The 22,190-nt window shown below is 34.7% G+C and carries 22 protein-coding genes; 19 read left to right on the forward strand and 3 right to left on the reverse strand.

Annotated elements, in window-relative coordinates:
• Positions 1-186: 186 nt before the first annotated feature.
• Entirely contained in the window at positions 187-2,586 is a 2,400-nt protein-coding gene (locus tag CD172_RS06340; RefSeq protein WP_103345812.1) for a polysaccharide lyase 8 family protein, read from the forward strand.
• 112 nt (positions 2,587-2,698) lie between these two features.
• Here CD172_RS06340 and CD172_RS13125 read toward each other — a convergent pair whose 3' ends face one another.
• The gene (locus CD172_RS13125; protein ID WP_103345813.1) at positions 2,699-2,935 is read right to left on the reverse strand and encodes a DUF3955 domain-containing protein; all 237 of its coding nucleotides are present in this window, start codon (positions 2,933-2,935) and stop codon (positions 2,699-2,701) included.
• A gap of 124 nt (positions 2,936-3,059) precedes the next feature.
• On the opposite strand from CD172_RS13125, the gene CD172_RS06350 reads away from it, so the two are divergent.
• The 9 genes from CD172_RS06350 (at position 3,060) to CD172_RS06390 (ending at position 10,750) form a co-directional block, all read left to right on the forward strand.
• Positions 3,060-3,443, forward strand: coding sequence for a hypothetical protein (locus CD172_RS06350; protein ID WP_103345814.1), 384 nt, complete (start codon positions 3,060-3,062; stop codon positions 3,441-3,443).
• A 135-nt stretch (positions 3,444-3,578) separates the two neighbouring features.
• On the forward strand, positions 3,579-3,917 hold the full coding sequence (locus CD172_RS06355) for a DUF4064 domain-containing protein (RefSeq protein WP_060552528.1): 339 nt from the start codon (positions 3,579-3,581) through the stop codon (positions 3,915-3,917).
• A gap of 113 nt (positions 3,918-4,030) precedes the next feature.
• The gene (locus tag CD172_RS06360; protein ID WP_103345815.1) at positions 4,031-4,408 is read left to right on the forward strand and encodes a YbaN family protein; all 378 of its coding nucleotides are present in this window, start codon (positions 4,031-4,033) and stop codon (positions 4,406-4,408) included.
• Positions 4,409-4,411: 3 nt separating this feature from the next.
• Positions 4,412-4,732: an antibiotic biosynthesis monooxygenase gene (locus CD172_RS06365; RefSeq protein WP_103345816.1), complete on the forward strand. Its 321-nt coding sequence runs from the start codon at positions 4,412-4,414 to the stop codon at positions 4,730-4,732.
• Positions 4,733-4,860: 128 nt separating this feature from the next.
• Complete coding sequence (locus tag CD172_RS06370) at positions 4,861-5,460, forward strand: DUF3885 domain-containing protein (protein ID WP_103345817.1); 600 nt, start codon at positions 4,861-4,863, stop codon at positions 5,458-5,460.
• A gap of 115 nt (positions 5,461-5,575) precedes the next feature.
• Entirely contained in the window at positions 5,576-5,791 is a 216-nt protein-coding gene (locus CD172_RS06375) for a hypothetical protein (protein ID WP_103345818.1), read from the forward strand.
• A 295-nt stretch (positions 5,792-6,086) separates the two neighbouring features.
• Positions 6,087-7,682, forward strand: a complete 1,596-nt coding sequence (locus CD172_RS06380; protein WP_103345819.1) for a coagulase domain-containing protein — start codon at positions 6,087-6,089, stop codon at positions 7,680-7,682.
• Positions 7,683-8,293: 611 nt separating this feature from the next.
• Positions 8,294-9,802 carry a coagulase domain-containing protein gene (locus tag CD172_RS06385; protein ID WP_103345820.1) on the forward strand — a complete coding sequence of 503 codons (1,509 nt, stop codon included), beginning with the start codon at positions 8,294-8,296 and terminating at the stop codon, positions 9,800-9,802.
• A 264-nt stretch (positions 9,803-10,066) separates the two neighbouring features.
• Positions 10,067-10,750 (forward strand): YjjG family noncanonical pyrimidine nucleotidase, encoded by a 684-nt coding sequence (locus CD172_RS06390; protein WP_103345821.1) that lies wholly within the window; start codon positions 10,067-10,069, stop codon positions 10,748-10,750.
• A 41-nt stretch (positions 10,751-10,791) separates the two neighbouring features.
• Here CD172_RS06390 and CD172_RS12600 read toward each other — a convergent pair whose 3' ends face one another.
• Positions 10,792-11,442, reverse strand: a complete 651-nt coding sequence (locus tag CD172_RS12600) for a hypothetical protein (protein ID WP_142384430.1) — start codon at positions 11,440-11,442, stop codon at positions 10,792-10,794.
• A gap of 254 nt (positions 11,443-11,696) precedes the next feature.
• On the opposite strand from CD172_RS12600, the gene cntK reads away from it, so the two are divergent.
• From cntK to cntE, 9 genes are read left to right on the forward strand one after another with little or no spacing between them, the layout of a single operon-like run.
• Positions 11,697-12,506: a histidine racemase CntK gene (gene cntK / locus CD172_RS06400; RefSeq protein ID WP_103345823.1), complete on the forward strand. Its 810-nt coding sequence runs from the start codon at positions 11,697-11,699 to the stop codon at positions 12,504-12,506.
• Positions 12,507-12,515: 9 nt separating this feature from the next.
• Complete coding sequence (gene cntL / locus CD172_RS06405; protein WP_103345824.1) at positions 12,516-13,343, forward strand: staphylopine biosynthesis enzyme CntL; 828 nt, start codon at positions 12,516-12,518, stop codon at positions 13,341-13,343.
• Positions 13,340-14,632 (forward strand): opine metallophore biosynthesis dehydrogenase, encoded by a 1,293-nt coding sequence (locus CD172_RS06410; protein WP_103345825.1) that lies wholly within the window; start codon positions 13,340-13,342, stop codon positions 14,630-14,632. The genes cntL and CD172_RS06410 overlap by 4 nt, the downstream gene beginning before the upstream one ends.
• Before the next feature lie 28 nt (positions 14,633-14,660).
• Positions 14,661-16,259, forward strand: coding sequence for a staphylopine-dependent metal ABC transporter substrate-binding lipoprotein (gene cntA / locus CD172_RS06415; protein ID WP_037564993.1), 1,599 nt, complete (start codon positions 14,661-14,663; stop codon positions 16,257-16,259).
• Positions 16,260-16,270: 11 nt separating this feature from the next.
• A complete protein-coding gene (gene opp1B / locus CD172_RS06420) occupies positions 16,271-17,203 on the forward strand; it encodes a nickel/cobalt ABC transporter permease (RefSeq protein WP_103345826.1) in 933 nt (310 codons plus the stop codon).
• The gene (gene cntC, locus CD172_RS06425) at positions 17,204-18,070 is read left to right on the forward strand and encodes a staphylopine uptake ABC transporter permease subunit CntC (protein ID WP_103345827.1); all 867 of its coding nucleotides are present in this window, start codon (positions 17,204-17,206) and stop codon (positions 18,068-18,070) included.
• Positions 18,067-18,885 (forward strand): staphylopine uptake ABC transporter ATP-binding protein CntD, encoded by an 819-nt coding sequence (cntD, locus tag CD172_RS06430; RefSeq protein WP_103345828.1) that lies wholly within the window; start codon positions 18,067-18,069, stop codon positions 18,883-18,885. The genes cntC and cntD overlap by 4 nt, the downstream gene beginning before the upstream one ends.
• The gene (locus CD172_RS06435; RefSeq protein ID WP_037564986.1) at positions 18,879-19,619 is read left to right on the forward strand and encodes an ABC transporter ATP-binding protein; all 741 of its coding nucleotides are present in this window, start codon (positions 18,879-18,881) and stop codon (positions 19,617-19,619) included. Before cntD ends, CD172_RS06435 begins: the two co-directional genes overlap by 7 nt.
• An 11-nt stretch (positions 19,620-19,630) precedes the next feature.
• Positions 19,631-20,821 (forward strand): staphylopine family metallophore export MFS transporter CntE, encoded by a 1,191-nt coding sequence (gene cntE, locus CD172_RS06440; RefSeq protein ID WP_103345829.1) that lies wholly within the window; start codon positions 19,631-19,633, stop codon positions 20,819-20,821.
• A 112-nt stretch (positions 20,822-20,933) separates the two neighbouring features.
• Here cntE and CD172_RS06445 read toward each other — a convergent pair.
• Positions 20,934-22,190, reverse strand: a 1,257-nt coding sequence (locus tag CD172_RS06445; RefSeq protein ID WP_142384431.1) for an IS1182 family transposase, incomplete at its 5' end; no start/stop codon positions are given.

The raw sequence follows: 22,190 nt of genomic DNA on the forward strand, positions 1-22,190 counted from the left end.
CTTCAAAATTAAGCATAAGGCACCTCATAAATTATTTTATCTATATTTTATTAAAGATAATGTATTTAATTCAAATACTTACCTTTATAACTGGATATACAAAGAATAAAACTTATATATAATTAAGAGTATGTAAATCAATGAGGTGACTTACTCATTTACACATCAATGATAAGGAGACATAAGATGATATTAAATTTAAAAAGATATACGAAACTCTATGCCATGATGCTTTTTGTAGTTTGTATGAGTTGTATTAATGTTACTGAGGTAAAGGCGAATGAAGAGCGCAATGAAACTCAGGAACAGTCTCATCAAAGATCAAAATATCAAGAACTCAAGAAAATATGGCTTTCTACAAATTATGGTTATGAATACTATGATGCGCATAATGATGCGATGAAGAAACAACATAATTATATTGAAAAAGAAGCACAAAAGTTATTGAATGACATGAATACAGATTCTAATAAAACATATCTATGGGATGATGCAAAAGATGTTAAAACAAATTCGAGTCATATGACAAAAAGTTATAAAAATATCGAACGTATTGCGGAAGCGATGCGTCATCCAAACTCATCACTTAATACAGATGAGAATGTGAAAAAACTAAAAGAGGCTATTGCTTGGATGCATGAACATGTTTATGGTAAACAAGAAGAAAACAATATAAGAGCTTTGACAGCTAATTTTAAAGAAACAGATACGAATAAAAAGAAGGCAATAAATTGGTGGGATTATGAAATAGGGTCACCGAAAACATTAACGAATACGCTTATATTAATGGATGACAAATTCACTAGAGAAGAAAAGAAAACATATACAGCTCCGATTCAAAAATATGTACCGAAAAGTGACGAAATACTAGCGTCTGTAGGTAAATCTGAAAAAGCAACAGGTGGAAATTTAGTCGATATTACGAAAGTAAAATTACTAGAAAGTATCATCAACGAAGACGACAGTAAGATGGAATCAGCGATAGAATCTTTTAAAAACGTTTTTGTATATGTTAAAGAAGGTGCGACTGGAAAAGCACGTAATGGTTTTTATAAAGATGGGTCATATATCGATCATCAAGATGTACCATATACAGGCGCATATGGAGTTGTCTTATTAGAAGGCATATCTCAAATGTTGCCAGTAGTGAACGCGACATCTTTTGATTTAAATGAGGCTCAAATGAAAACATTAGATCATTGGATAGATGATGCTTTTATGCCTATAGTACACAAAGGTGAGTTATTAGATTTTGTAAGAGGTAGAGCAATCAGTCGTCAACATGAAACCAGCCATTCTACATCTACAACGGTAATGAAAGCGTTGTTAAGAATAAGCACTGCGACAAGGGATCAAAACGTAAAAGATAAATATCAACAATATGTTAAAACATCCGTATTATCTGATGAAAGCTATAATCAGAATGATCAATTAAAATCATACGCAGATATTCAAATGATGAAAAACCTTATGAATGATACGTCAATTCATATAAAAAATAAGCCACAACAAGTAAAAATATACGATGAGATGAAGCGTGTCGTCTATCACAATCCAAACCTTAACTATACATTTGGTTTGAGTTTAACTTCAGACAAAGTGTCACGTTATGAAACTATCAATAACGAAAATTTAAAAGGTTGGCATACAGGGGCAGGCATGCATTATTTATATAATGATGATGTGACACATTATCGTAATCATTATTGGCCAACAGTGAATATGACACATCTTGCAGGAACAACAACTTTAGGTGACGAACCATCTGGTGATAAAAAAAGTAAGAAAACTTTTGTCGGTGGAACATCATTGGGTGATAAATTCGCAAGTATCGGTATGGATTTTGAAAATCAACAACAGACGTTATCCGCAAAAAAATCATGGTTTATTTTAGATGATAAAATTGTATTTGTGGGAAGCGGAATTAATAATAAAAATGCTAAAACAATGATTGAAAATCGTAAAGCGGATGGTTACACATTATATAAAGATAATCAGCCACTAGATAAAGCAATAAACGAAGAAGCAAACTCTGTATTCTTAAAAGCTCAAGATCGGCAAAATAACATCGGTTATCACTTTTTTAAGCCTATAAAATTAAATGTAGATAAAGTCGAGCGAACAGGCAGTTGGCAAGATATTAATAAAAGTCAAAGTAGTAAAGAAGTTAAACAAACCTACTATGAAGTAATGCAATCACACACAGAGTCAAATGATCAATATGCCTACGTTTTATATCCCGGAATCGATCAAACTCACTTTAATCAAAAACATAACGATGTGAGTATCATTAAACAAGAAGATCAACTTCATGTCATTAAAGACAATGTGAATAACGTATGGGGAATTGTTAATTATGATAATGGAGCCAAATCATTTGAAATTGAAGGAACTAAAATTGAGATAAAAGCTAAAGGGATGTACGTGATTAAGAAAAAGTATGACCATTCATTTGAAGGCACTTATCACAATCCTGAGCTGTCTAAAAAGGCAATAGATATTCAATCAATCATTAAAATTCAAGGGTATGATACGCTTAATAAAAGTAACTCCGATGTGGATATACGCTTTGAGTTAAGAAAATAAAGCATTTTTAAACTCTCAAGAATAAAATATAAGAAAAATGCATCTCCTTCAATAATGTATGATGACGTTATTATGAACATACACTTTATAAACATTGGAGATGCATTTTATATTAAATGTGGCTTTTATGATGAGATTGATATTTATGAAACATTATTCTAATCACTCTAATGAGTAAGAGTTTTAGTGATAAAAAGATAAACGCAAAACCAATTGGAATGAGAAAGAAGTATTCATGTAATACACCAGACTGATCTATATATTCTGGTAATAAACTTTTTAAAATAAGACAACCCAAGCCTATTATAAATGTAAGGAATATGAGTTTTTTAGAAATTAGCCATTTCATTATAAGGAACTCCCTGTATATGATTTAACTATATCTTAAAGGATTATATTGAAATTTAAATCATTCTCTAGGAGTACGTAAAAACAAAATCATAAATGTATAAATTTATAGGTGGAGGTATCAAATGAACAGCCAGGAAATTTTAATTAACCTGCTTCCAGACGCTTTACAAAAAATTATTCAACATCAACGTTATGACGACATTCTAGGTTATTTTTTAGAAGAAAATATTAATGATTCTAAACTCGCATATCACTTATCTGTTCTAGCTACTCACATAGATACAATCCCTTGTCATGAATCGGTAGGGACATTATTTCATTTTCATTTTAACTATTTAGAAGACGCATATCATATGGCTTATTATCATTTTTGGCGCTCGCTTGAACTTTGTGAGTTTAGTGATACAAAACTTTTAGAAGAGTTCTTACAAATATTAGAAGAACCTGATTTTGATATTGTAGATGAAGAAGCGATTGAAAAGGTGTCAAATAAAATAAAAAAGTGATTTATATATGTAAATTATGTTGTTAGGCTAAATATAGTATTATATAATTGAATTGAATATAGCTTGTAAAGTATCAATAAGCTTATTTGATTGTTTAAAAATTAAATATAAGGGGTTGTCTTTTTGGAAAATCAGATGTATTCAAAACCTACTGGTAGAGTAGCTGAAATGGTGCTTGGAATTTTAGGAAGTGTGTTCGGAATTATAGGTGGTGTATTTGCCTTAATGCTAGGTAGTATTAGTAATGAATTTGAGGCAAGTGATTCTGGTCAAATTATGGGATTAGGTATTGCAGTTATATTAGTGTGTATTATCACATTAATTGTGAGTTGTATTATCAATAAAAAACGAATTGTTATGGGTGTTATATTAGTACTAGGTGGAATATTTAATTTTATTTTTATTGGATTATTTGGTATTTTATCTGGAATTTTGATATTAGTTGCGGGAGTTCTCGCATTAGTACGAAAATAATATAACCTAATGTAATAAAAATTTATTTAACCATCCTAAATTGGATGGTTTTTTGTTTACAAGAAACCGTTTTACTGTATAATTGATAATGATTATCAATTAGAGGTGTTTTTATGAAATATATATTGCTCACTTTGGGCTTGTTTTTCACCTTCGTAGGATTTATGGGCGTTATTTTACCTTTATTGCCAACAACGCCATTTCTTTTATTAGCCGCAATTTGTTTTGCGAAAAGCTCAGATCGTTTTAAAGAATGGTTAATACATACAAAAATATATAAAGAATACGTTGAAAGCTTTAAAAACGAAAGAGGCTATACGCTTATCAATAAATTTAAACTTTTAGTGAGTTTATATATAGTTATCGCATTTTCGATATATATGATTGATCATACAATCTTAAGAGTTTTGTTGTTAATGATGGTATGTTGCCAAACCATTTTCTTATTCACATTTGTAAAAACACTTCCAAAACAATCAAAGGAGAGATGAGACATGTTTATGGCAGAAAACTGTTTGAAATTGAAAAAAGGAAGTTCTGAAAGTATTACTGATCGTTTCCAAAAAAGACAAGGTATTGAAACCATTAATGGATTTAAAGATATGATGGTAACAGTGACCAACAAAACTGAAGATTATGATGAAGTTAAAATTTTAACAATCTGGGAAGCTGAAGACGCATTTAAAAATTGGTTGAAATCTGATGTATTTAAAGAGGCACATGAAAACGTAAAAGATAACAACGAGGACAAAGAAAGCCCAATATTAAATAATAAAGTTTCAACCTATTCGATTGCTTATAAGTATGTGAAATAATACTTTAAAACATTTTACGATATAAGCATACATATGATTTCAAAGACTAAATGTGGCTCAAAGCACGTTTAGTCTTTTTTGTAGTTATTTAGCATCAGAACAGAAATAAAAAAGTGAGAACAAAGGCTATGACAATTAATTTAAATCCATTTAATACACATGGTTTAGATTTTATAAATGAGAAAAATGCGGTGCATTTAGATTTAAGTGAAGGTGAATATCAATTTATTTATGGAACAGACTCATTGAACGCTACGTATTTTTCTAATGTATATCGTAATGCGATAGATGTTTTTGAGAAATTGTTTTCTAGTACGCATGAGGTTGAAATGATTCATTTGGTCATTAATTTTAACAATAAGTATACGAAAACAAGGATAATCGAAAAGTATACAAACAAATATAACTCCCTACCACATCGAATAGAAAGTTATAAAAATCGTGATGGAATTAAATGTTTTGCGTTTACATACAAAGTTTCAATTAAGGATATTAAATACACATATTTAATAAAAGCAATTTGTAACCAAGACTTTCCTCAATTAAAACCTATCATAAATCAAGGTTTTCAATATTCAGAAGTGTATTTTGTGAATAAAACAAAGAAGGTTTTATATTATTTATACGATGATAGGGGGTTATGGCTATATTTTAATGATCAATATGAATTAAAGGGTTTTAAAGCGCAAAATAACACTTTAGTTGATTATGAAATTTACAATTGGTGATACGCTATTTAACATAATTTAATTATACAAAAATAAATTTAAGTGATAATATAAGGTCATAAATGTTTTATATCTCAACATCTAAAGAAGCACATCAATGAAAGGAGATAATGACATGAGAAAGTTAAGTGTTACAATACTAACAACATTAATCATTGTAGGAGGGTTACTTTCATCAACTATATGGACAAATGGTTTCATCAATGCCAATACTTCTGAGGGTAATCACTCAACTACAACTGATATCGATATTAATAAACAAGAATGTAATAATGCATCATCGTATTTGAAAAACGTTCGATGTGTTGATTATGAAAAGAAAAGTGAATAAATCAATATTATTTATATAACTAGTAGCCTCTAAAACATGAGTTTTAGGGGGTTTTTTATTGTGAAATGATATTTATCAAGCAATAAGTAAACTAATTAGAAATCTATCAATACACTTATGTTTTTAAAACGAAAGTATGCCACTTTTTATTAACAAAAACTCTTTTAATGTAGAATTAATGTTTGATTAAAACATACTTAATGGTTTGTGTAAGATGAAACTTATATAATCGAAAAGCTGTGTCAAAAAACGAATTTTTGACGACTATTTTATTTATATTAAAGGAGATTAAAAAGTGAAAAAGAAATTATTAGTATTATCAGCGAGTGCGATATTAGCCTCTAATTTTATATTTGATAATAGTGCAAGTGCAGTAGTGGATGTAAGAGAAAACCCATATCAATCAGAGTCATTAAAATTAAAAGGTGAGATAAGTCATCCTTATGATGTTGAAAGATATTACAACAGTTTAGATGATTTTGTGTATTATAAATCCATTAATATGCATGCAGGATACGATGAACCTGAATATAAAGATGCTCTATATAGATATAAACAAAAATTTATGGCGGAAATGGATGCATTAAATAAGTTCAGAAAAGAACAAGAACAAATAAATAAAGTATATGGGTATTGGTATAAAGATAGAGTTCCTAATAACACTTATGGTTTAACTTATCAAAGGTATTATAACATTTTTAAAAAGTTAGAAAAAAATAGAGAAGAATTTTTTAAAGAAATTGAAAAGATAGAATCAGCAAATTTAGAATTGAAAAGATTTGATGATGAAACGCAATATAAAAAAGGGTTTGAAATAAACCAACTAGAAAATAAAATTTTAATGGTTGGTAAAGCGTTTATTAAACAAAACCCTTTAGCAGTTCAAAATATGTATCATCAATTAGACATGGTTCTTGGTAAGACTGATAAAGAATACAAAAAAATGATTCCTACAAATGAAAGAATGTTTAAAATAAAATCTCAAGATTTAGAATCTATTATAGATGGTTTTTTTGAAGAAATAAACTTAGCTAGACCTAAAAATATTATACCTTTAACTAAAGAAAATGAAGATAATGAGCAACTACAACAAAAACTGAGAGATGATGCTAAAGCAGCTAAAGAAAATGAACATTTAAGAGATCCTAAAGCTAAAGAAAGAGCAGATAAATTTAAAAAAACCGAAGAAGATGCTAAAGCAGAACGTGCTAAAAAAGCAAAAGTATCTCAAGCAAAAAAATCATCTAAAACTAAAGGACAAAAAAATTACAAGTATAAACAACTTAAGAAACGCTCAGAATCTAATAAAGTATCAAACATCAAAGAACCTTCATCAAAAGCTTCTGATTCAACACATGTAGCCCCTAGCACACAGCCTTCACAACGTATTTTAAAGCAACAAAAACAAGAAAATAATAACTATAGTAAGAAATTACCAGGTTTGAGCGGTGAATCAAATGATTTTACAGTTACGCATAACTCTAAACCATCTGGCCAATCAAAGGGTAACTCTAACTTTATCGAGTACTCACAAAATACGGCACCAAAGAATAATGAATTGAATAAACACAATCAAACAACATCTAGTGTTCCTGTAGTCGAAGATACAATTACTGAATCACATACCATTGATATCGATCAAAAAACGAATTATCAAATGACAGGTTACACTAACGGATATAGTGTAGAAGACACATCTGGATACACTGAACGTGACAAACGTGCGATTCGTCGCAACCATGTGAGAGAAGCTGAAGAGCTAGTAAATAAATACGTTAACTCTCATTCATATCAAGATCGTATTGCTGCACAAGCTAAAGTGAAAACATTAAGCCAAGAACAACAAAAACGCTTAAATCAACAAATAGACAAAATTTATAATGGTCAATAATATATCAAACTTAAAAAGGCTAGCTTTTTTGGGTAAAAACTAGCCTTTTTTTATTTTGCTCACATAAACCTAACCGTAATGGATAAGCAATAAAAATAAACACTTGATTAGTTATAATACATCCTTAAAAGAAGATATAATTGAAAAATAATTTCAGAATTAACTACCTAAACGTAATAGAAAAGCCATTATGAAGCCTTAAAAGTAATTTAATACAGAACTAAAAACATTCACAAAGTGATGCCATTTAACTTAAATAACTTTAACTAATAATAATCAACTTTAAGGAAATAAACATTTAAGTTGCATGAAATCCACTCTAAAAACCTTAAATATTCTTTAAAAAAATAAAGTAATGAAAATTTTAGGTGTATAATTATATCTATAGTGTAGAAAGTAATTTATCGAAGAGGGATCCGCTACACTTTTTAGGGTTTAAAATAAAAGCGCGCTATAATTTTTAGGTTGTAACTAAATTAAAGTAGAATTAATGTTGTGTTAAAAACCGCTTAATGGTTTATGTTGAGTAAAACTAATATAATCGAAAAGCTGCGTCAAAATAGAAGGGATTTTGACGAGGGAATTTTATTTAACTAAAGGAGAGCAAAATTATGAAAAAGAAATTATTAGTATTATCAGCAAGCGCAATATTAGCGTCTAACTTTGTATTTGATAACAGTGCAAGTGCAGTTGTGAAGAAAAGTGATTATGAATCTAAGGCACTAAAAGTTGAGGGTAAGATAAATTATTCAATTAGTATTGATAGATACAAGGAGCATTTAGGAAATTTAATTTATTCCCAGAGTCTAAATGATTTTGCTAGATACGATGAGCCGGAGTATAAAAATGCATATGAAAAATATCAACATCGTTTTTTGGCTGAGATAGATGCATTTAATAAATTCTTGTTAGAAGAAAAAGAAATCGATGAAAATTATAAAAATAATATTTCTAATTATAATTATAGAGGTAATGTGAAATTATTAGGTTTGACTCAGGAAAGATATCAAACAATTTATGATTCACTTAAACAAAATAAAAAAGATTTTGACGATGAAGTGAAAAAAATTGAAGATGATCATCCTGATTTAAAAAGGTTTGATTGGTCGCAAAAACATAAAGCTAAGCGAGAAGTGTTTGAATTAGAACATAAAGCTTTAATGTTGCCAGTAGCCTTTAAGGAACATAAAGAGGCCAGAGATAATTTATATAATAAATTAGATATGTTATTAGGATTTAAAAAAGATGAACGCCAATTGAAAGAGCCAACTAATGAAAGAATGCTGAAAGATATTAAAGAAAGTTTAGAAACGATAATTGATGAATTTTTTAAAGATATTAAAGCAGTAAGACCAGTTAATATTCCTATTTTAACAGAATATAATAAAGATAGTTATGACGTAAAAAAACAATTAAGAGATGATACAGAAGCTGCTACAAGAGATGATAAATATGCAGATTCTAATTTTAGAAAACGTGCTGATAAATTAAAAGAAGATAACGAAAAAGCTTTAGCTGAACGTGAAGCCAAAGCTAAAGAACTTAAAGAAAAAGGATTATTAAGAGGTAAAGAATTTAATGCTAGAAACTACCCATTATATTTCCCTCATAAAAAATTGAATAATAATTCAAAAGTACAAAAGCCATCTGAAAAGCAACTTGTTTTTAAAGAAGTTAATGAGCAACCTAAACAACACTCAATTTATACTGAAACAGTGACATCAACGCCTCAACCAGTTTTGAAACAAGAAAAACGTGAAGAAATTGTCACTTCAACTATTACACCTCGTTTCAATCAAAATAATACTTTAAAAGGTATGGAAGGTGAATCTACACCAGTTACAGTGGTTTCTGAACCAGCAATTAAAGCTACGGCTGCACCTCAACAGAAAATAGTAGAAGAAAATCCTGGATTTAGTGGCTCTAATAACAACTTATCTGGTATGGGTGGCGAGTCGAATGCACTTAACTTTACGTACGATTCTCAAGCAGTTAATAACGACACATTCACTGAATCAAATGAGATTGTTCTTGACCAACATACTGATATTAAAGTATCCGGTTATACAACTGGTGAAAGTATTGAAGATTCTTATGTAACAAATGAAGTAACTAAATAAGCATGTGATTGCTTACGTTTTATAATTTTTAAACCTTAAAACCGAGCGTTAAACCGCGTTAATTAATCTGTACTAACCTCTTATTAATAAGTAGAAATTAAACCAAGACAACCAATTCAATAAAGTTTACAATAGACGAAAATAGAAATAAGAAAAGACTAGCTTTTGGGAGAAGCTAGTTTTTTCTTTTCTTTCTATTATTAAGGATATACATGATTTTCTGTTACAATGGGTCTAAATGACGTTTGAACGGGAGTGGCGATGATGGGATATAAAGTTGTTTTACTTGATTTTGATGATACGCTGGTCGATTTTCATGATGCGGAGGTGAAGGCTTATCACCATTTGATGGATCAATATCGTGTGCCTGAGTCGAAACGTGATTATGAGTTGTTTAAAAAGATTAATCAAGCGCATTGGGAGGCATTTCAACGAGATGAATTGACGAAGGCAGAGGTGCTGAGTCACCGTTTTATAGAAACGTTTCGTCAATATGGGATGACCATCGATGGTCATGAGGCGGATGTGACGTTTCGAGATGGTTTGGCTACCGCAAAAATCAAATGGCATGAGGGTGTTGAAAAAGCGCTGGACTATCTAAAGTCTAAATACACACTGGCAATTGCGACGAATGGGGTAACGCACACGCAAAAGCGCCGTATTGCGCAAACGGATTTGATGTCGTACGTTGATCATTTATTTATATCGGATGAAATGGGGGCACAAAAGCCAAGCCGTCAATTTTTCGATATTGTATTTAACACGATGCCTCACCTTAATGCTAATGATTTCATTATCATAGGAGATTCGCTCACATCTGATATTCAAGGTGGTATCAATGGTGGCATTGATACGATTTGGTTTAACCATAAAAACGTAGAAAATAACACGCCTATCATGCCAACATATACGATTAACACGATGTATGAAATTGAGCATATTTTATAAGTAAAAAGACAAGAAGCACCTTAACGCGCTTCTTGTCTTTTTTAATAACCTTTTTCGCGATTCATAATTGCTGAAACACGATCGTTGTACTCTTTTTGAGGGAGGCCTTCGAAGTCTTTTTGATAGGTTAAGTCTTCAATTTCTTTTTTGGCTTGAGGGGACATGCCTTCAGTCGTAAAACCAGTTGCTGGTCCACGGTTCAAATCAACTTTACCTGGACGTTCTGTTGGTTGAGATGCCTGATGCGTATTGTCATTTACATGTTGTTCATAAATAGAACGTTCTTCTCCACGTTCGATGCGTAATGAGCTTTCATACGCTTTAGCAGCTGGACCTTCCATGACGTTGCCTTGTGGTATCACACCATTGGCCACGGCGCTGTTATACGCAGCGATTTTTTCAATTTCTGTATAGTTACCATAGAGAATCGCTTCTAATGTGGCTCTGTCTGTGACGTGACGTACGTCGAATTTTTGCGTTTCTGCAGTTTCAGTTGTCGTATTGTCTGTTTGAGTTTCTTCAGTAGATTTTTCTTCTTTTTTCGTCTTATTTTTATCTTTTTTCTCTTTGTTTTCTTTCTTTTGATGCGATTCTGATTTTGCTTTTTTATCATCATCTTCGCCAAATAAATTACATCCTGCGAGTAGCACGAAACTTGTTAAAATGAGACCTAATAATCTTTTCACTTTCATCCTAACAACCCTTTCATTTCATTTTATATTGCCCAATACCATTTTACACTGGTTTTAATGTGTTGTGTCATGAAAGTTTCACAAAATACGTTCACACTATATATAAGGAAGAAAAGCGGACAAAAAGTTTCATTTCTTATAATTGATAATGATTATCACTATTGACAGAGACAAATAAAATAAGTATTATATTTTTAAATCGTTATCATTACGATTAATGCATTGAACAATTGCTTTTCAAAGGAGATTTATTAATGAAAGATATTGTTCATTTTTCTAAATTTAATCCGTCTGGAAATATGACGGTATTGGTAGATTCTGAACATGATGCGTCGCGTTATGTGTCTATCGCAAATCAGTTGATGCAGACATCACATGTGTGTTGTGAACAGGTCGGGTTTGTCATTAAGCCACAATCATCTGACGACCTTTATGGGTTACAAATGAGTGGCAATGAATTCTGTGGCAATGCGACACTCTCGCTGTTGCATTACTTAAAAGAACGTCAACTTGTACAAGAGAGTGAACTTTCTCTTCATGTGTCAGGGGTCTCAACGCCCACACCATGTGTGATTCATGCGCTAGGAGATTATGAAGTCACACTACCCGCTCCGCATACATATGAATGGCAATCACTTACGCTCGGAACTAAAACATTCGACGTATTAAAAATCACATATGCTTCGTATTGCCACTTTGTGGTACCTATAGCGTCATACAGTGAAGTGATGTGTCAAGTCGTCGAAGCGTTTGTGAAGCATGAGACGTGGCCAAGTCATTTTAAAACCATCGGTATGATGCTTTACAACGCGGATGAACATCGATTATATCCACTGATTTACGTCCCGGAACTTGGTAGTATCATTTGGGAGCAAAGTTGTGGTTCAGGCACAGGTTCTATCGGTATTTTCGAAGCGCTTAATCATACAAATGGATGCGCGGACGTCGTTGTCCACCAACCGGGTGGTGCGTTACGTGTCTGTGCGCAGATGGGTGAGTCATCACGTATTACAATCAGGGGGCATGTTAAAACAGTTGCAATGGGGTTAGCTTATATAGAATAGGAGCGTATTATGATACAAAATATCCAACTTGAGACAGAAATGGAACTAGAACTCGCAACGTTTTATCGGAATTTTGTTGCACATTATCATAAAGTGGCCCTCAATTTCGAGTCAATATCAGAGTTAGAACGTGAGATAGACGTTTTTAGTCAATACATACTAAATGAACAGAATGCGCTGCGTTTTGATGATTGGCGTGCAACGCATCTTGGTACACCGAATATCGTACCGGCACTCGCAGATATTACTGCGAAATGTGTGAAATTAATGGAAGTACTTCGTGCGGAACGTCATATATCTGGTGAAGCGACGGAAACAGCGTATTTTCAAAATATTGAACATTGTATTCAAGAAGAATTTGGTCAGTTTGAAATTCAAGATCATGATACGGTGCTATTGGTTGGTTCAGGCGCGTTTCCAATGACGCCGATTCAAATTGCGAAACAAACAGGTGCAAAAGTGATTGGTATCGATATTGATGCTGAAGCGATCAACTATGGTCGTCAAATCGTTGCTGATTTGGCACCGGATGCAGCGATTGAGTTGCATCAAACGACGGTCGATCAATTGCCGAATATTCATGAAGTCACGCATGTGATTTTCAGTTCAACTGTGCCGATTAAATATGATATTTTAGCACAACTTCATGCATTAACGCGTCCGAATACGATTGTCGCAATGCGTTACGGTAATGATTTAAAGGCGATTTTTAATTATCCAAAACGTGAAACAGATGCGCAACAATGGGTGTGTGTGGATGAAGTGATTCAACCGAATCAAATTTTTGATATTGCATTGTATCAAAAAGCTGAAGTCGCGCGAGGTGTTGGCGCATGACAGCACGAATTTTAATTGTAGGTACAGGTCCTGTGGCAGTGCAACTTGGCGTGCTTTTTGACCGTTATGCGCATGCGGACGTTGCGTTTGTCAGTCGTAGTCATGTGTCAGCACGGTCCAAACAGTTTGTCAAGGCGGTTGCTGCGTCAGGTGAAATTGAAGCGCATGTTCAAAATGAGCAACATCACAAATTGACAGGCGTTGCGACACCGAGTCACGTATTTGAATCCTATGATGCGGTGACAGGTACGTATGATTATCTTGTGCTCGCTTGTACCGCAGATGCTTATATCGAAACATTAAAACAACTTCCACAAAACGTTTTAAAACAAGTAAACAGTGTGTTGCTCGTTTCACCGACGCTTGGTTCAAACGTCATCGTGCGTGCGCAACTTGAGCCCATTCAACCGAACATTGATGTGGTCAGTTGCTCGACATATTTGGGTGATACGCGTGTGTTGGACAACAAAAAACCGCACCGTGTGACGACGATGGGCTTGAAAAAGCATTTATATTTAGGTGCATCTAAAGAGACATCAGGGTTATTAACATTACTTACCCAGATGTTTGAAAACATCGACGTCCCGATTACTGTTGTATCGAACCCGATGGAGGCAGAGTCGCGTAATAGTTCGCTATACGTGCATCCTGCCTTGTTTATGAACGACCATGCTTTAAAGGCGATTTTTTATGGCACCGACGTCCCATTTTATGTGTATAAATTGTATCCAGAAGGTCCGATTACGATGGATTTAATTCATGAAATGAGAGGGATGTGGCAAGAAATCACATCCATCTTAAAGGCACTTAACGTGAAACCGCTCAACTTATTACGATTTATGGTTGAGGAAAATTACCCGTTAAGGCCTGAAACAATGTCGAAAGCCAAAATCGCACAATTTGAATCTCTGTCAGAAATTGAACAAGAATACTTACTTTACGTACGTTATACAGGGATTCTGATTGATCCGTTCTCAAAACCTGATGCACAAGGGTTTTATGACGATTTTTCAGCAGTCCCATTTCGACAGATTTATCAAAATCACGAAGGTATTTGGGAAATACCACGCATGCCCCATGAAGATTATTACCGTACAAAAATCATTCAAGGCCTTGGGCATGCATTACACATTGAAACATCGATGATTGATATGTTATTGACGCGTTATGAAACGATGCTTCAACACTTTCACAAAGATCAACCGCATTTAAAGAAATCACAGCAATTTTTCCCGAAAGCGTTTGAAAGTGATATGACTTGTATCAAACAAGGGCTCAACACGCTATAAGGAAAAATGATATGAAAGGAATAAGAGAATGAAACAGACATTTAAATGGTTTATTTTAGCATTAACTGCACTCGTTGTATTAGCAGCGTGTGGCAACTCTAAGGCATTTGAGCAAAAGAAAGAAGATAAAAACATTACGTATGCCACTTCGAAAGATATTGGTGATATGAATCCACATGTTTACGGTGGGTCTATGTCAGCACAAGGTATGATGTATGAATCACTTGTCGACAATACACAAAAAGGTATTCAACCGTTACTAGCGAAGTCATGGGACGTTTCTGAAGATGGTAAAACTTACACGTTCCATTTACGTGAAGGTGTGAAATTCCATGATGGGACACCTTTCAATGCCGACGCAGTGAAAAAGAATTTTGATGCCGTTCAAGCGAACAAATCATTACATTCATGGATTAAATTATCAACAATTTTAGATAAAACAGAAGCAAAAGATGACCACACGTTTGTTTTAACGTTAAAAGAGCCATACAATGCGACATTAGAAGAACTTGCGATGACGCGTCCATATGTCTTTGTTTCTCCAAAAGCATTTAAAAATGGCGGTACTAAAGATGGCTTAAAAGCGTTTAGTGGTACGGGTCCATTCAAATTAAAAGATCATCAAAAAGATGAAAGTGCAACATTTGAGCGAAACGATGATTATTGGGGTGGTAAGCCTAAGTTGAAAAGTATCGTTGCGAAAGTGCTACCAGCAGGTGAAACATCATTCTTAGCCCTTCAAAAAGGGGAAGTGAACTTTGCATTTACAGATGACCGTGGTACGGACAACATCGATAACGAAGCAGTCAAACAATTAACAGACTCTGGGGACTATCAATTAAAACGCAGTCAACCAATGAATACAAAAATGATTGTGGCGAACTCAGGTAAAAAAGACAGCCCAGCACATGATAAAGCTGTACGTGTGGCGTTATGGCAAAGTGTTGACCAAAAGAGTATTTCTGACAAAATTTTAGACAAAACAGAAAAACCAGCGCACACATTGTTCTCTAAAAACGTGCCGCATGCGAATGTCGATTTAACACCACGTCACTTTGATTTAGAAAAAGCAGCGCAAACGCTAGACAAAGCTGGATGGAAACAAGCGAAAAAAGGTGAGCCACGTCAAAAAGACGGCAAGCAGTTAGAAATGAAGTTGTACTATGACAATAACTCAAGCTCACAAAAACAAGAAGCTGAATTTATTCAAGCGAAAGCAGAAGAAATTGGCATGAAATTACACATCGTTGGTGAAACGTCAGATAAGATTGCAGAACGCCGTACATCAGGTGATTATGACTTATTATTCAACCAAACTTGGGGCTTACAATATGACCCACAAAGTACAATTTCTGCATTTAAAACTGAAACAGGCTATAAAGCAGCAACATCTGGTATCGACAACAAAGATGCGTTATACCAAAACATTGATGATGCATTAAAAACACAAGATGCGAAAGAACAAGATAAGAAATACCACGACATTTTAAATACGGTGCATGATGAAGCGATTTTCATTCCAATTTCTCATGGTGGTATGACTGTTATTGCACCTAAAGATTTTAAAGGCATCACATTTAAACAATCACAATATGAATTGCCATTTGAAGAAATGGACTATAAATAAGGAGTGACACAATGGGATACAGTATCGTCAAACGGTTATTACTGACCCTGCCGCTTCTAATCGTCATTAGCTTTCTCACGTTTTTGTTGACTCGGTTATCAAGTGAAGATCCCGCTGTAGTGATTCTTCACGCGCAAGAAGTACCGAATATTACGCAAAGCTTAATCGAGGACACACGCGCAAAGTATGGATTAAACGAACCGTTCCTAGTGCAATATTGGGAATGGTTGAAAGACGCTTTACAATTTAAATTTGGCCAAAGTTTTGTCACGGGTGATGAAGTAAGCACCCGTGTATGGCCTGCATTTTTTAACACATTGAAATTAACGCTTGTATCTAGTGTGGTCATTATTACGATGTCCATTTTACTTGGGACCGTCACTGCACTATGTCGTGGCACATGGTTTGACCGCGTGACGCGTAGTACGGCGTTTGTATTAACTGCGATTCCGTCATATTGGTTAGCAGCGCTACTTATCATTTACGTTTCCGTACGTATGAATGTGTTGCCGACATCTGGACTCACAGGGCCTGAAAGCTATGTGTTACCAGTTTTAACTATCTCACTCGGCTATATTGGAATTTACTTTAGAAATGTGAGAAGTGCGATGATTCAACAATTGGACCAAGATTATGTGTTATACGCACGTGCGATGGGCGTCCACTTTCCAACGATTGTTCTACAAGTGATTCGCAATGCGATGCAAGTGGTCGTGTCGATTTTCTGTATGTCAATTCCAATTATTTTAGGTGGGTCTGTCGTCATTGAAAATATTTTCGCATGGCCAGGAATGGGACAGTTAAGTGTCAAAGCCGTGATGGAACAAGATTTCCCAATTATTCAAGCTTACGTATTAATTATTTCCGTATTGTTTATTTTATTAAATACACTCGCAGATATTATTAATATGTGGCTCAATCCTAAGTTAAGGGAGGGCAATTAAATGGTCGTCCTTCAACGTTTATGGCAAGACAGAGGTGCAAAAGTCGCACTCTTCATTATAGGATTATATTTGTTGTTAGGTATTTGTGCGCCACTAGTGACGCCTTATACACCAACAGCTGTCAATATTCAAAATAAATTTGCGGGAATGTCTTTTGCGCATTGGTTAGGTACGGATCACTTAGGACGCGACATTTTAACGCGACTCATATACGCGATCCGTCCAAGTTTAATGTTAGTATTAGTCGCACTCTTATGTGCAGTCGTTATCGGCATGATTTTAGGTTTTATTGCCGGTTATTTCGGGCGATGGATTGATACGATTTTAATGCGCGCCTGTGACGTCATGTTATCGTTCCCAACGTATGTGATGACACTCGCATTAATCGGTGTGTTAGGCATCGGGCTTGAAAGTATATTCGTCGCGTTTATCATTACGCGCTGGGCATGGTTTTGCCGTATTATTCGCACGAGTGTGATGCAGTATCGTGATTCCGATGACGTTAAATTTGCGCGCGCCATCGGGTTATCGCATACACGTATTATTATGACGCATATTTTACCGTTAACATTAGCGGATATAGCGGTTATTTCGTCAAGTTCGATGGTCTCGATGATTTTACAAATTTCTGGATTCTCCTTTATTGGCCTTGGTGTTAAAGCACCGACGGCAGAATGGGGGATGATGATGAATGAAGCGCGTAAAGTGATGTTCAGTCATCCAGAGCTCATGTTTGCGCCAGGCATTGCGATTATCATTATCGTGCTTGCCTTTAACTTCTTATCTGACGCCATTCAAATTGCGGTGGATCCAAAATTATCACAACAACAAGTCAGACAGCGTGTGAAACGTGGGGTGATGTCATGAGTCAACCGATTTTAGATGTTCAAAAGTTAACACTGATTGATGGTAATACGAATCACGTGCTCGTCCATCAATGTTCATTTTCATTAGAGAAAGGTAAAATTTTAGCCATTATCGGTGAAAGTGGAAGTGGGAAGTCGATCACATGTAAGGCACTTCTCGGTTTAAATGACCACAACATTCAAATGAGTGGTTCGGCGCACTTTAATACAATGGATTTACTGCAACAAAGCGAAGCCCAATTACGTCACATTCGTGGTAATGAAATTGCGATGATTATGCAACAAGGTGGTACAGCGTTTAATCCTTCCTTTTCGCTTGGCTACCAAATGCGTACGATTTTAAAACATCACAATATTACAAATGCGGCGACACAAAAGACGTTACTTAAATCTTATTTTGATATGTTAGGGTTACATGATTTTGACCGCATTATGCGTGCATATCCACATGAACTGTCAGGTGGTATGTTACAACGTTTGATGATTGTCATGGCACTTGCGTTAAAGCCGGAACTCATTATCGCGGATGAGCCGACAACAGCGTTAGATGTTATTACACAATATGAAGTATTGAAAGAATTTCAACATATTAAGGAAACGGTCGGTTGTGCGATGATTTTCATTTCACATGATTTAGCGGTAGTGAAACATATCGCCGATGATGTCCTTGTAATGAAAGATGGCGATGTTATCGAATACGGACCGGTAAAAGACGTTTTGGAAAATCCACAACAAGCGTATACGCAATATTTGGTCAATGCACGTCGCAAATTAACGTCTTATTTCCAAAAAGTAAGGGGTGACCACTCATGTTAACCATTCAAGATGTGACCAAGTCTTACCGAGATAAAGGGACGCGTCAATTTCGAGAAGTGGTCAAAGGCGTCAGTTTTTCTTGTGAGAAAGGTGAGAGTATCGGCATTATCGGTGAAAGTGGGAGTGGTAAATCCACACTTGGTCGGATGATCCTTGGTATTGAAAAACCTGATCGCGGACGAGTTGACATAAACGGTCAATGTGTCTGTCGACGTGAAGTGAGACGCGGACAAATGAGTGCAGTGTTTCAAAATTATAAATCATCGTTACATCCTTATTTCAACGTTGAACAAATTTTAAAAGAACCTCTTCAACAATTAAAATTATCTAAAGCAGACATGCATGAAGAAATGATACGTTTACTTGAAGAAGTAGGGTTAGATAAAAGCTTTTTAAAGCGCTATCCACAAATGATGTCTGGTGGAGAAGCACAACGTGTCGCGATCGCGCGCGCCATTAGTACAAAACCAGACTATTTGTTGTTAGACGAAGCGATTAGCGCATTGGATATGTCGATTCAAACGCAAATCTTAGATCTATTAGTTCGATTACGTGATGAATATCATTTAAGTTATATATTCATTACACATGATATCCAAGCAGCCACGTATTTATGTGATCGTTTGTTTATTTTTAAAGAGGGTGAAATTCAAGAGTCGCTCGGGAAACATCAGATACATCAGGCGACACATCCGTATACACAGGCATTGCTTGAAAAACAACTTATCTATTAGGAGGCGACGTAATGAAAGGCGCGCTCGCTTGGCCTTTTTTAAGGCTCTATATTTTAGCGCTATTTTTCTTTAGTGCCAATGCAATTTTAAATGTCATGATTCCGTTACGAGGTCATGACTTAGGTGCAACCAACACGACAATCGGTATCGTAATGGGCGCCTACATGTTAACGGCGATGTTATTTCGTCCATGGGCAGGGCATGTCATCGCGAATATTGGTCCGATTAAAATTTTGCGATGGATTTTAGTCATTAATGGGATTGCGTTAGTGATGTATGGTTTTACAGGCCTTGAAGGTTACTTTATTTCCCGGGTGATGCAAGGGGTATGTACCGCATTTTTCTCAATGGCACTTCAAATTGGGATTATCGATGCATTACCTGAAGAAGACCGTTCGCAAGGGATTTCACTGTACTCACTATTTTCATACATACCGGGTGTCATTGGACCGCTAATTGCGGTCGGTATTTGGCAATTAGACAATATGAGCTACTTCGCAATCGCAATGATTGTCATTGCGATTACAACAGGGGTGTTTGGTTTTAGTGCAACGTTAGATAACAATGTACAAGACGAACCGACGCCGCAAAAGAAGGAAGCATTACCTTTTGGACCGATATCCGTATTCACACAGTTTTTTAAAAATCAGTTTTTATTTAAAGCTGGATTAGTCATGTTAGTGGCGTCTATTGGTTTTGGTGCTGTCGCTACATTTATTGTGTTATATACACAAACGTATGGCGTAGGCCACGCAGGTGTGTTCCTTGCGCTACAAGCGATTACAGTCGTATTAGCACGATTTTACTTAAGACGGTTCATTCCGTCAGATGGCAAATGGCACGTTGGATTTATGTTAAAAGTGATGAGTTTATTAACACTTGCGGTATTAGGCATTAGTGTGGGCCACATCGTCGGCGCATTTGTCTTATACATCAGTGCGATTCTCATCGGTATTGCGCAAGCGCTCATATATCCTACGTTAACGTCATTTTTAAGTTTCAAATTGCCAAAATATGGTCGTAACATGTTACTAGGGTTATTTATTGCCACAGCAGATTTAGGTGTGTCATTGGGTTCTGCATTAATGGGACCGATTGCTGACCTTACAAATTATTCTGCGATGTACCTGATTTGTGGCATCATGTTAATCGCAACGACACTATTTTGTATCGAACGTCGACAACAATTTATCGGCGAATAACAGAACACGGGGCTGGGACATAGGGTTTCAGTTTCCAAGCACAACACCACAAAAATCTTTTGAAATGATTTTTGTGGTGTTTTTTCATTTGAATTTCACTTGAAATTAGCACTTACCGTGCTAATTTTCTTATGTTTAGTGCCATAAGGGCAATTCCAATTTCACATTCGACTTTGGTTTGGGTGCGTACGGATAATCTTTTGAAACCCAAATTAGCCTTCAGATTTCCAAAAGCTGATTCGACATCTATTTTTCGTTTTTTATAGATGCCATTCATTTCGGGATTAGAAAGCAATTGTTTTGTATAGTTTTTTAGAAATTCCCATGTGAAGTTTTTCAATAATTTTTTATTTGTATTTGGATTTTTAGCTTGTTTCATACATTTGCTTCGCAATGGACAATCGAAGCAATCTTCACATCTATATTCTTTGAAATCTCGACGATAACCGTAATAATCATGTTTAATTCTATATTTGAAGAAATGTAACTCTTTATTATTAGGGCACAAGTAATAGTCGTCTAGTTCATTGTATTGCCAATTTGCAGAAATAAACGGATCATTTTTAAATTTCTTTTTCCCTTCTTTCATGTACATTCCATAAGTGATTAAAGGCGTCTTTTCAAAATCATCCAATATCATTTTATAATTACTTTCACTACCATAACCTGCATCAGCTACAATATACTCAGGAATGTCACCATATAATGCTTTCATTTCATTCAAAAACGGCTCAAGTGTTCTCGTGTCTCCTGGTTTATTATACACGCCGTAGGCTAGTATAAATTGGTTATTCGTTGCTATTTGTAAGTTATATCCCGGTTTTAATTGTCCATTTTTCATGTGGTCATCTTTCATTCTCATAAATGTCGCATCATGATCTGTTGTTGAATAGCTCTTTCTGTCACCATAAATTCCTTTTTGGTTCTCATACTTAATTCTACGTTCTCTAAAATCATTAATCGCTTTTTTGCTTTTTTTAATTTGGCTTCGCTGTTTTCTTAATGTTTTACGTTCTTGAGTATTGTCCGTGTTTTCGATTTGAGAAGTTAAATTTTTTTCTTTGTTCTCTAGATAGGTTTCAATTTGATTCATCTCTTCTTTAGACAACTCTTCTGAAGATTCTTTTTTTATTTCTGGAATTATTTCCTCAGCTACTAAAGTTTCATAAAGTGTATTGGACTTTTCAACAACTGATTGGCTGAATCTTTCAGTATTTGCGAGCCATTGAAATGTGTATTTATTGGCATTTGCTTCAAGCTTAGTTCCATCAATGTAAACAACATCTTCAGATATTAATTTATCTTCGATTAACTGCGCTCTAAAACCGACAAATAAAGTTTGTAAAATCCCCATCATATATGGATTAAC

The organism is Staphylococcus agnetis, assembly GCF_002901865.1.
Classification (GTDB): domain Bacteria; phylum Bacillota; class Bacilli; order Staphylococcales; family Staphylococcaceae; genus Staphylococcus; species Staphylococcus agnetis.